Source organism: Providencia sp. PROV150 (genome assembly GCF_028481025.1).
GTDB lineage: Bacteria > Pseudomonadota > Gammaproteobacteria > Enterobacterales > Enterobacteriaceae > Providencia > Providencia hangzhouensis.
The window spans coordinates 1-12171 of the sequence record NZ_JAMPPJ010000021.1; the positions used below are offsets into that span (position 1 = coordinate 1).

Below are 12171 nucleotides of genomic sequence, written 5' to 3' on the forward strand. Positions count from 1 at the left end.
CGCCGCAGCACAGCCTTGCCAATTATTGCCACAGGCGAAAAATAAATGAAAAATAGCAAAAAACAATCAATAAAAGCACGACAAGGTATATTAGGGATGATGCTTCTAGCCTTTGGTCATGATGTCTATGCAGGCGCGGATTGCGTCCCTAACGGCGGACATAACTGGAATCCGTCACCACTGATAAATATAGATATGAACACGACGCCTGGTTCAATACCCGCGGGTACGATACTAGGAACGGCATCTACAGGCTTTTTTTCATGGAGATGTAATTTTAGTGGAAATACACAAGATAGAATGATTTATTTTGTTAATCAAACACCAGCAACAACAAAAGCGTATTTATTGTCAAACGGTGTTCGGCTCTATCAATATACGGACCCAAATAGACCCGTAGAAATTACCGCTACAAACACACCTAGGATAGAAGTGGGGTATTGGAGTCCAGGTCAGTATAATATTGCTTTCATATATATCTATGAGCTCAAAAGAGGTGTAGGGCCGTTAAAATCGTTTGATACAGGTTTATTTACTGTGGGCTATCATGTTGATGGAACAGGCCGAAATTTTGGCGATATATACCGCGCCCAGATTGTGGGAAAACTGGTGAACTATTGCCCAACACCGATTGTCCGTATGAGCAATAAAGTGGTTGATTTTAAAGAACTCACTGCTGAGAATTTTGAAAATGGTCAAATAGTTAGAGAAAACTTTTCATTAGATTTAGTGCCCGATTCAACGTGTGAAGCAGCATTAGAAGTCAGTGTTGCATTCCAAAGCAACAGCGGCGTGGTAAATAAAAAGTACATCGTCTTTGACAATGGCCTACAAGCTGCAATTACAGACAGAACCAATAACCAGCAGGTCGCATTTGATCAGTATTATTATAAAGGGAGTATCAGTAAACAGCAGCCTGGCTACTTCCCTTACAGTGTCGAATTATCCAAGAAAGATGCCGAAGCCATTAAATCAGGGCAATTCAGTAATACCGTGAATGTTTTATTTAGCTATCGTTAGTAAGTTTCAGGTTTGTATTAAGTCAATATCACTTCTATGCGGTGGTATTGGCTTAGCCTAAAATGGCGGAGAGATAATGAGGTTTTTCTGGTTTAAAATTACACAGGCATTTTGTGTTGTTTTTGATGGAATTATTTAATTTAGGGTAGTATTCAATAATTCCCTAATGACTATTTAGGGTCAGCAGTTTGAGATACTAAAGGCGTCTTTTTTTATGTTTTAAATCAAAATTTTATAAGAAATTTTCTACTTTTCCGTTAATACATTTCAATCCAACTCATCCTACATCAAGTATCTATTATTGGTATCTCTTGATTCAATTAAAGCCGTAGAGAATCTGTACCCTTTTATGTTGTGGCTCGCTTACAACAACGTGTGATCGTTATTATACGCTATGTGCTACAGAGACGGTGTTCTTAGATAGAGTGGCTTTTATGTATCCAGGGTCACATTTTGTACATTTACTTGGTGAACTCTTGAAAATATCGCCAATAACGCGTGATTACTTGGTCATAATTTCAAGGCGATTTTGGATGAGATCAATAGAATAGGGATATAAGGGTATTTACGATAATCCCACGAACGATAAATAAACCATGGTCAGTTTTACGGGCGAGAAGTGTTTATTAGGAGATCTTTCATGAAATTATATAGCGAAGATTTTTTTATCACACCGCAGCAGCACATTACAGTTGAGCCAAGGGTACCTCAGCCTATTTTTCCTGAACATACACATGATTTTAGTGAGATCTTTTTGGTAACTCAGGGTATTGGCCTACATGTACTTAATGGGAGGCCTTATACATTATGTCCTGGGATGGTGTGCTATATAAAATCCTGTGATTATCACTTATTTGATAATGTTTCCAACCTAAATTTAACCAATGTACTTTATCGCTCAGACTCCAGTTTTACCTATTTAAATAATATCAGTCATTTTTTTCCGACAGATGCTGAAAGAAACATTTCACATTGGCTCTTAAATAAAGAGCATTACAATAAAGCACAACAAATTATTGATAAACTTAACGAAAGCGATGGCTCTGATCTTGCTTATACTGAAAGCCTTTTTTTGCAGTTAATTGTTAATTTACAAGATGGCCGTTATAACCATATTGGTGAAGGGAATAATGAACAACGTATTATCCAGATGTTACGCTGGCTAAATATGAATTTTATCGAAGATGTCGATTGGGGGCATTTAACCACTCAATTTTCAGTGTCATTACGGACCTTTCATCGTTATATGAAAAATAATTTAGGCATATCACCACAAAATTACTTAATAAAGTTGAGGCTATCAGAAGCTTATTACCAAATTCGTTTTTCAGATAAAACCATTACGGATATTGCATTGGAAAGTGGCTTTAATGATAGTGCATATTTTTCGACGTGTTTTAAAAGTGAGTATAATTTCACACCCCGTGACCTGCGTCATTGCAGTAATTAAAAAAGATCGTAATGATCATCCCTACACTTTTTTGAGGTGATCATGATACAAAGCATTCTTTCGATCAACAGCAGTGATTATTTTATTAGGCCTGAAAATACCGTGACGATAGAAATGCGGGATTCTCAGGAAGATTTTATTGTTCATAGCCATAATTTTAATGAGTTTGTGATTGTTTTTTCAGGAAATGGTTTACACCATTGGAATGGTATTGATTATCCAATTACTTGTGGAGATCTGTTTTATATTAATGCGGAAGATTGTCATGGCTATCACTCAGTAAATAACTTAAAACTGGTTAATGTATTATATAAACCTAATGAGTTTTTCATTAAAAAATCTATTGAAAAGTATGTTCCATTAAGTTATCAGCCGATAACATCTAGGCACTGGAAATTGCCGCCTTCCAGCTTATCAACGTTGACGCCCATTATTGAGAAAATGGCATTAGAATGCCAAAAACCGGATATTCCATCTATTCATCTTTGCGAAGGCCTATTTTTACAGTTAGCTATTTATATTTATCGTTTACGTTATCAGCCAGATCAAGCTCCAATAAGTTTATTACACCAAATGGATCAGCTAATAAACTGTTTAAATTTAAGTATCAATACGTCATTTTCATTAGAAAAATTTGCTCAGGAGCATCAGATGTCTGCGCGTTCATTGCAGCGTTTATTTAAGTCGAAAACAGGAATGACGGTAATGGAATATCTGCAACAATTACGTTTGTGCCAAGCGGCGTTATTATTGCGTAGTACCTCGTTGTCGATTAGTGAAGTCGCTGGGCAATGTGGTTATGAAGACAGTAATTATTTTTCGAGTGTCTTCCATAAAAAAATGAAAATGACAGCAAGTGCATATCGCCGTTGTTTTTTACAAAAAGATAAATTGAGGTAAGTGCTAGCCAATAGACTAGCACTGCCTAGGGGGAGATTAGTCTAAATAAAATACCGACCTTAACTCATCACTGATTGGGCTATTGTCAGGGTTTGATGGCATAATATCCGACATATATTTCCACCATTTTTGGCACACTTCCGTTTGTGCAACGCTATCCCAGCGTTCCTGTGATTCAATTTCCACGTAGCCGAATAATAAATTTCGTTTGTTATCTAAGAAAATAGAATAGTGATGTGCGCCATGTTCTTTGAGTGTCAGCACTAATTCAGGCCAAATTTCATCATGTCGGCGCTGATATTCTTGGTGGGCGTCAGGAGCAATTTGCATCACAAATGCTTTTTTTATCATGATATCACCCTCTAATAAATCGCTTGATATAATTCAGTGATGTCTTCTAATGTGGTGTCACGTGGATTACCTCCAGTACACACATCATCAAAGGCGGCTTGAGCAAGGGATGGAATATCTTCCAGTTTCATGCCGATCTCACGCAGTTTTTCAGGAATACCAACGTCCTTGTTTAGCGCAAAAACAGCAGCAATGGCGGTATTTCTGGCTTCTTGAAGTGAAAAGGCATCGATATTTTTTACACCCATAGCACGAGCGATATCTCGATATTTTTCCCCAGTATAATCAGCGTTATACGACATAATATGAGGTAATAAAATGGCGTTAGCGACACCGTGTGGAGTATTGTAAAACGCTCCAAGGGGATGAGCCATACCATGAACTAACCCCAAGCCAACGTTAGAAAAGCCCATTCCTGCCATGTATTGTGCTAGTGCCATCGTTTCAACACCTTGCGGGTCGCCCTTAACGGATTGCCGTAACGAATTGCTGATCAACTCAATGGATTTAAGGTGTAGAGCATCGGTAAGTGCCCAAGCCCCTTTCGTGATATAGCCTTCAATAGCATGGGTGAGAGCATCAACGCCAGTTGCAGCCTTTAAGCTTGCAGGCATGGATGCCATCATTGATGGATCAATAATGGCAACAATCGGAATACTATGGGGGTCAACGCACACAAATTTACGGCACAGCTTGTTATCTGTGATGACATAGTTAATCGTGACTTCAGCTGCAGTTCCTGCGGTAGTTGGGATTGCGATAATAGGAACTGCTGGGTTTTGGGTTGGAGCGACACCTTCTAAGCTCACTACATCTTCGTATTGTGGGTTATTGATAATAATCCCAATCGCTTTAGCGGTGTCTTGTGGAGAACCTCCTCCGATAGCGATAAGACAATCTGCATTAGATTGTTTGAAGTGTTTTAGCCCTTGTTGGACGGTATCAATGGTTGGGTTAGGAATAACGCCATCATAAATGGCGTAGTCCAATTTAGCGTCATCTAATAATTGGGTGACTTTACTGACTACATTATATTTAACCAGATCCGCATCCGTGACAATCAGTGCTTTGTTAAATTGGCGTTTTTGAATTTCCTCGATAAGGTGGTTAATTGCCCCTTCGCCAAAGTATGAGGTTTCATTAAGTATCATTCTATGGGTCATCGCTGACCTCCCAATCAATTAAAATAAAAAACGGTTACATTAGGCGGCCATTCCTAAGCCAACAATATTTGCCGCTAAGATAATCACTAAACAGCCTAAACATAAAATTCGAACGGGTTTTCTGCCGGTGCCTTTCCATTCTTTTAGCGCTAACCCCACGATACCACCACACAGAACATAGAAACTCATATGTAGCATCCAGCTCATAAAGCCGTATTGTGACGGGATATTTGCATGTCCCCATGCGTAGAAGAAAAATTGGAAGTACCACATAGCGCCACCCAAAATGGCAAATAAAATATTGCTGACCAGTAGGGCTTTGGGGACAGAGATATCTGATTTGAAAGAGATATCTTTACGATAGATAAGTCTAATAAAACAATAGCCTAAATTGATTAATGCACCGCCACCCATGATGATGACGTAACTTGGTAATGCCACATAAAGAGAAGAAACGCCAAGGGCAGCGGACGCCTCGTGCATAGGGACGGCTGCACTCATTGCGAATGACATACCGGCTGAGAAAATACCGCACATGACTGCTAGTAATAAGCCTTTTTTCAGGTTGAACTCTTCGGCTTGCACTCCGGTCGCTTTTTCTTTCAGTAACCCAGCATAGGAAACGATGGCAACCCCAAGAACAGCTACGAGAACGCCAAGAATTGTTAATTTTCCGCCCGTAGAGGCAATCAATTCGCCAAATGTGCCTTGAATAATTGGGGTCATTAATGTACCAACAATGAGCGTAATACCAATGGCAATTCCGATGCCCATTGACATACCTAAATAGCGCATAGTCAGACCATAGCCAATATTACCCACCCCCCACATAGCACCAAATAAAAAAACGGGGATCAGAATATTTGCACTAAAAGAGCTGTAGTAGGCCCAAAAGTCAGGAAGTAAAATGTAACTGATGGTCCAAGGTAAAATAATCCAAGAAAAAATCCCGGCAATGGACCACATAGTTTCCCATGACCAGTTTTTAACTTTTTTTAATGGTGCGTAGAAGCAAGCCGCCGAAGCTGCGCCGACAAAATGCCAAAAAATACCGAGTAAAATTCCACTGCCCATGAACTATTCCTCACTGTTTATTATCGTTTTAATTTCTCTGTGGAAGGGAAGGCCTATCCACAGAGAAACAGGCTTTATTTCAATGCATCAGACATTGGTGTGACATTAAATCGCTTGGCAAGCGCAATCAGATTCTCTGTTGAAATAGTTTGTTTTTTACCGCCCATCGAGAGAACTTTGACAAGTATCTCAGCGGATTTTTCTGCGGTATCAATTAAACCAAAAGCGTCATCTAAGGTTGGGCCGGAACCAAAAATTCCATGGAATGGCCAAAGTACTAAGCCATGTTGTTTCATTTGTTCCGCTGTTTCTAAGCCGATGCCATCTGTGCCAGGCACCATCCATGGCAGCACACCGATACCATCAGGGAAAACAACCAAACATTCGGTACTCATTTCCCATAAATGACGCGTGATGGATGCACTATCTGGCGGTAAAACATAGCTTAGCGCAATGATATTGGTTGCATGGCAGTGCATGATGACGCGGTTAGCGCCATTAGTGGCTTGCATACGTGTGATATGTGATTGAAAGTGAGCAGCAAATTCCGAGGTTGGTATTGCACCATTCACAAAGCCCCAAACAATATGGTAACCCTGACCTTCATTATCGATACGAACTAGACCCAAGTTATCTGCAGGGTCTAAGGCAACATTACGGAAAAATTTACCAGAACCTGTGACAATAAAATATTGGTTTGCTAGCTCTTTAACTGGTTCAGTTGTTTCGATATAACGCGGGTCAGCGTGAAAAGTGTGTTTAAATGGAGCAACATCGTCTTCAGTTAGTCGTAAGCTCACATTACCGCCATTACGTTCATCCCAGCCTTTGAGCCACATATCGCTGGTGGCTTTTATCATCCCTTGGACAAACCAAGATGTCAGAATATCTTGCATACAATTCACCTTAACGTGTTAATAATGTTGATTTTTCGTATTGTTTAACTTCATCTAACCATTTTTCGCCTACAGGAACATTGTTGCGTTCGCAGTATTCATCCCAAACAGCTTGCCATGGCAGGCATTTTTGTTCTTCCAATAGCGCGAGGCGAGCTGTGAAGTCCCCTTCTGCTTCGAGTTGACGCAGTCTTGCGGTTGGTTCAAGTAAGGCGCGTAGTAACGCTTTTTTCATATTGCGAGTCCCAATGACCCACGCAGCAATGCGGTTAATCGATGCGTCAAAGAAATCGAGACCAATGTGCACACGGTTTTTTAAGTTATGGCGAATGATTTCATTGGCAATCGCTTGAGTTTCATCATCAAGTAAAATGACGTGGTCACTGTCCCAACGCACAGGACGGCTGACGTGCAATAATAGGCGTTCAACATAAGGAATGACGGCTGAAATTTTGTCTGAAATAACCTCGGTTGGATGGAAGTGGCCGGCATCTAAACATAATGCGGTTTTACGTGTGATGGCATAGCCCAAATAAAACTCACTGGAGCCTGCGGTGTAAGATTCGGCACCAATACCGAATAACTTACTTTCGACGGCATCGATATGATATTTAATATCAATTTTTTCACTGATAATTTCATCCAATGACTCGACTAAGCGTTGGCGTGGCGCATAGCGGTCGACGGGGAGATCTTTCATGCCGTCAGGGATCCAAATATTCATTACGGAAGCACTATTTAATGACTCGCCAAAATACGCAGAAATACGGCGACAAGCTTGTCCATGACCAATCCAATAGTCTCTAATTTCCTTATTACTGTGAGTTAGCGTCGCTTCGCTACTGAGTGGATGGGAAAAATAAGAAGGGTTAAAATCGAGCGCGATATGGTTTTTTTTCGCCCAATCAACCCAATTGGCAAAATGGCGAGGTTCAATTTCATTACGTTCGACGGCGGTATCAGCTTCGAGATAAAGAGCGTGCAGGTTAACGCGTTTAGGGCCAGGAATTAAGCTCATTGCTTTATCCATGTCTGCGCGTAATTCAATCGCATTGGTCGCTTTGCCGGGGTAATTACCTGTAGCTTGAATACCACCGCTTAAAGCGGTTGCAGATTTTTCAAAGCCAGCTACGTCATCTCCCTGCCAGCAATGCATCGATACAGGCAAGTCAGCCATGGCTTGCATCGCCAGTTCAGTATCGATACCAAGGTCAGCAAAACGTTGTTTGGCAATAAGATAACTTTCTTTGTAATTAGACATGAAATTTTCCTTATAACTTATCGATATACGGTTAATAACCTGAGTTAGGCCGTAATGGTTTTAAATCGTTTCCAAGGTTCATCCAGCGTGATGCTTTGAGGTTGAAACCAACAAAGCTCAGTATTTTCTGCAATAATGGTGCGCAGGGTTGGTACATCTGGAATGGTGTTTAGGGCAATCAACTGATACCCAATGTTTCCTAAGGTAGACGCTTCAATCGGGCCTGTGCTTACAGGAACTCCGCAAGTGTTGGCGCAGAGTTGGTTAAGTAGGGCATTTTGGCTACCACCACCGACGATATGCAGCTGTTGTAATGGGGCATGGTTTATTTGCTGTAATTCAAGAAACACTTGACGATAAAGCAGTGCTAAGCTGTCGAAAACACAGCGAGCTAGCTCAGCGATAGTATTTGGGACGGGTTGTTGGTTTTCCTGACAAGCCTCTTTAATGGCCTGGCTCATCGACTCAGGGTTTAAGAAGCGGTTATCATTGGGGTTAATAAGATAAGTGAAGGCAGGGATAGCTTCTGCTGACGCAATTAGGCTGCAAATATCTTGCACGTCATGTTCAAGACAAATGCGTTGGAATAACCATAACCCCATAATATTCTTTAGGACACGGTAGTGGCCATTTACTCCACCTTCATTGGTAATATTGGCAGCAAATGCGTATTCACAAGTACAAGGAGTAGTACGTTCGAGGCCCATTAATGACCAAGTTCCTGAGCTTAAATAGGCACTATGGCTATCGGTTATCGGCGCCGCAATGACAGCGCTGGCCGTATCATGGCTTGCTACGGCAATCACCGGAATTTTTTTACCTTTGGGCGTTTGCCAGTGGCCAATGATATTACCTGGTTGCTTGATTTCACCTAATAAACGGCGTGGTATTTGTAGATACTCGACTAACTCATCATCCCAATCACTTGTTTCCAGGTTAACCATTTGGCTGGTGGAAATATTGGTATATTCATGGTTGATTTGCCCAGTCAAACGGTATGCGAAATAATCAGGGATCAATAATAAATGGTGTGCTTGTTCCAGCCATTGAGGGTGTGATTGTTGCAAGGACTTCAATTGATATAAGGTATTGAAAGGGAGAAATTGGATCCCTGTTTTTTGGTAGATATTTTGAACACCAAGGTCGGTTTGGACTTGCTCCATGACACCTTGGGTGCGGTTATCACGGTAAGAGAAATTGCGACCGACGGTGGCACCATCACGGTCAAGTAGAACATAATCAACGCCCCAAGTGTCGATGCCAATGCTGTCAATATGGATGCCAGATTGCTCTACATGGTGTAAGCCAATCCGTATTTGAGCCTCAAGATCATCCAGATCCCAATAACAATGATCACCTTCAGTGATCAAATGGTTTGTAAAACGATGAATTTCATCTAATGATAATTTTTTATTATGCACATCATAGCAAGCCAACATGACACGACCGCTAGATGCGCCTAAATCAATAGCAACAACATGGCGAATATTCATGACTTTTTAATCTCTATTACTTAACTTATAGTCATATACTAGAGATAGTGAATAGTGAGTGCGTTTAATAGAGCGTCACTAAAAAGGAAAAATGGCAATATATTTAAAGTCGTAGTGATCTTATTCACAGACTTGAAATCTCTCAGTGTTTTTACCAGAACCATTTAATCAGGAGCGAATAATGAAAGACCCTCACCATATAGCCGAATGGGCTAAAGTTAGAGAAACCTCAATTGAAATTGCTCAAGCTATTTTTGAATTAGCGAATAATGATGAAGTATTAGCGGAACAAATTTGGGAAGAAGGTTCTGATGAAGTTTTACCTCTGGCCTTCTCGAAGACCACCGCGGATAGGCTATATTGGGGGGAAGAAACCATCGAAAGGAAAAATGTATAATTCGTTTTGTGTTCTTCTGAAGAGATAAAAACCTCGCGTTGGCGAGGTTTTTATTGGCGATCATAAGGTGTTAATTTATCTTATTTGCCATTAAAAGATGAGATATTTTGAGAAGGGCGTAAAAACAAAAGTAAGATAGCCATCACAAAATGACCATTCGCTTTGTGACTATTTGTATAGCAGTAACAGTTGGTTGGATTATTAGTAATAAGTACGATAAGTCAGGCACTGAGAGAAATATTAGTGCCTAGATATGAAGGTCAGCTGGAAATATCGTATTTTTTTAATCGGCGATACAGTGTCGCAATACTTAAACCTAATATTTGTGCCGCTTCTTTCTTTCCTCCCATGGAGTAACCCGTTTTTTCAAGTACGTGTTGTATGGTTTCTTTCTCATAATGGTGTACAGGCAGCGCAGTGGTTTTTGTAATGGAATGTATTGATTCTGTTGATGAATTTGTTTCTGTAATATACTCAGGTAAATGGCTATGGTTCATTTCAGGCAGATCGCCTTGCATTACATAAATATACTCGATGACATTACGCAGTTCACGTATGTTACCCGGCCAATGATAGCCATATAAATAATTCATTACTGTATCAGGGATCTTTTGCTTTTCTCTATCATATTGCATTGAAAATTGGTCAGAAAAATATTTCGCTAAATCAGCAATATCCTCACGATGCTCCCGTAATGCAGGTACAGGGATCGGCACAACATTTAATCGGTAATATAGGTCTTCTCGAAACGTTTTGTGTTCGACCATCTCTAATAAATTTTTGTTTGTGGCTGCAATAATGCGGACATCGGTAGGTATTTGGTTATTTGAACCAACTCGGGTGATGGTTTTATCTTGTAAAACACGCAGTAGCTTAGCCTGTAATAACAAAGGCATATCACCAATTTCATCGAGAAATAGGCTACCTCCATGGGCTAATTCAAACTTACCTATACGCCCTTTGGGATCTGCTCCTGTGAATGCGCCTCTGATATAGCCAAAGAGCTCGCTTTCAAGGAGTTGCTCTGGTATTGCCGCACAGTTTATGGTGACAAAGGGCTGAGCATGTCGAGCACTTTGTGTATGTAGAGCATAAGCGACGACCTCTTTTCCTGAGCCACTTTCCCCCGTGATCAGTACATTTGCATGACTGACAGCGACCTTCTTGATGGTTTGTTTGAGGTTCATCATAGTCAATGAATTACCGATTAACTGTGAAGGGGCTTCGCTGATTTCAACGGATGATTGATTGACATGAGTAATATAATCACGGGCGTCCTGAAAAATGATCATGGTTAACGTATCATTTTCCAGTGAAGTAAAAGTAACATTACGGCAGAGTACATGATAGCGCTGGCCTTCTAATTCTAACCATGCTTCTTCATCGCCATATAAAATATCTCCTGTAAGTTCAAAGGACAGTGATAGGCCTATAATATCTTTATTAAAAAAGCGGGATGCAGAGCGGTTGGTATGCCAAATTTTTTGTTGGCTATCGATGGCTATTACGCCTCTATCCATAGCATCAATTAATCGCCGAAATGCATGTAAAGATTCTTGGGCTCTCAAGCGTTCAAGACACTCAAATACCTTACTCGATATCATTTCGGCTATTTGTTCGATGAATGTGATGAATTTATTGAGTTGCTGAAGTAATACGGCTCGCTGTTGTTTGGTCGAGCAAATAATGCCAATGACACCAATGACTTTACCATTTAAAAAAATCGGTGCGTTAAGGTCTAATTCTTCCGTACAGGTTTCTCTATTTTCACATAGATGGCAGAGGTTATTTTCCCCAGGATCTTTAATTAATACGGTTTCTTGTACTCGTAAAACATGACGATAAATATAGCCGTTACGTGAAACGTTTTGATTAAGCATGTGTTTGTAATAACCCGTTCCTGCAATACGAATCAGATATTCATCAATAATTTCGACATCTGTTCCGGTCACGCCAGAAATAGCTTCTGCGTAATGGCAAATTTCATTTTGGATAGTACTCAGAATGGATGTCATTTTTTCCCTTGTTATCAAAATTGATAAATATTAATAAATTTAATTGAGGTGATAATTATAATTTTATTTTTAAATCAATATATTAAATTATTTATATATCGCCATCACACTATTTATCATATTTGATAATTTATCAATGAGGTAAATCAAT

At 40.1% G+C, this 12171-nt stretch carries 11 protein-coding genes; 4 read left to right on the forward strand and 7 right to left on the reverse strand.

Annotated features, from left to right (window positions below; all coding sequences use genetic code 11):
- Window positions 1–45: 45 nt before the first annotated feature.
- From PSE83_RS13920 to PSE83_RS13930, 3 genes are all read left to right on the forward strand, one after another.
- A complete protein-coding gene (locus tag PSE83_RS13920) occupies window positions 46–1020 on the forward strand; it encodes a hypothetical protein (RefSeq protein WP_004259721.1) in 975 nt (324 codons plus the stop codon).
- 640 nt (window positions 1021–1660) lie between these two features.
- Window positions 1661–2470 (forward strand): HTH-type transcriptional activator RhaS, encoded by an 810-nt coding sequence (gene rhaS / locus PSE83_RS13925; protein ID WP_004259717.1) that lies wholly within the window; start codon window positions 1661–1663, stop codon window positions 2468–2470.
- A gap of 42 nt (window positions 2471–2512) precedes the next feature.
- The gene (locus PSE83_RS13930; protein WP_144140484.1) at window positions 2513–3370 is read left to right on the forward strand and encodes a helix-turn-helix domain-containing protein; all 858 of its coding nucleotides are present in this window, start codon (window positions 2513–2515) and stop codon (window positions 3368–3370) included.
- Window positions 3371–3406: 36 nt separating this feature from the next.
- Here the strand turns inward: PSE83_RS13930 and rhaM are convergent, their stop codons facing one another.
- The 6 genes from rhaM to rhaB all read right to left on the reverse strand — a co-directional run bounded on the left by rhaM (window position 3407) and on the right by rhaB (window position 9608).
- Window positions 3407–3721: an L-rhamnose mutarotase gene (gene rhaM / locus PSE83_RS13935; RefSeq protein WP_096865089.1), complete on the reverse strand. Its 315-nt coding sequence runs from the start codon at window positions 3719–3721 to the stop codon at window positions 3407–3409.
- 11 nt (window positions 3722–3732) lie between these two features.
- On the reverse strand, window positions 3733–4884 hold the full coding sequence (gene fucO / locus PSE83_RS13940; protein WP_164565595.1) for a lactaldehyde reductase: 1152 nt from the start codon (window positions 4882–4884) through the stop codon (window positions 3733–3735).
- Window positions 4885–4923: 39 nt separating this feature from the next.
- On the reverse strand, window positions 4924–5958 hold the full coding sequence (gene rhaT, locus PSE83_RS13945) for an L-rhamnose/proton symporter RhaT (RefSeq protein WP_004259701.1): 1035 nt from the start codon (window positions 5956–5958) through the stop codon (window positions 4924–4926).
- A gap of 74 nt (window positions 5959–6032) precedes the next feature.
- Window positions 6033–6854, reverse strand: coding sequence for a rhamnulose-1-phosphate aldolase (gene rhaD / locus PSE83_RS13950; RefSeq protein WP_164565594.1), 822 nt, complete (start codon window positions 6852–6854; stop codon window positions 6033–6035).
- Window positions 6855–6864: 10 nt separating this feature from the next.
- Entirely contained in the window at window positions 6865–8115 is a 1251-nt protein-coding gene (locus tag PSE83_RS13955) for an L-rhamnose isomerase (protein WP_004259694.1), read from the reverse strand.
- 44 nt (window positions 8116–8159) lie between these two features.
- Entirely contained in the window at window positions 8160–9608 is a 1449-nt protein-coding gene (gene rhaB / locus PSE83_RS13960) for a rhamnulokinase (protein WP_172767467.1), read from the reverse strand.
- 181 nt (window positions 9609–9789) lie between these two features.
- On the opposite strand from rhaB, the gene PSE83_RS13965 reads away from it, so the two are divergent.
- Entirely contained in the window at window positions 9790–10005 is a 216-nt protein-coding gene (locus PSE83_RS13965) for a YccJ family protein (protein WP_047756975.1), read from the forward strand.
- Window positions 10006–10265: 260 nt separating this feature from the next.
- Here PSE83_RS13965 and PSE83_RS13970 read toward each other — a convergent pair whose 3' ends face one another.
- On the reverse strand, window positions 10266–12020 hold the full coding sequence (locus PSE83_RS13970; protein WP_164565592.1) for a sigma 54-interacting transcriptional regulator: 1755 nt from the start codon (window positions 12018–12020) through the stop codon (window positions 10266–10268).
- Between the last annotated feature and the right edge of the window lie 151 nt (window positions 12021–12171).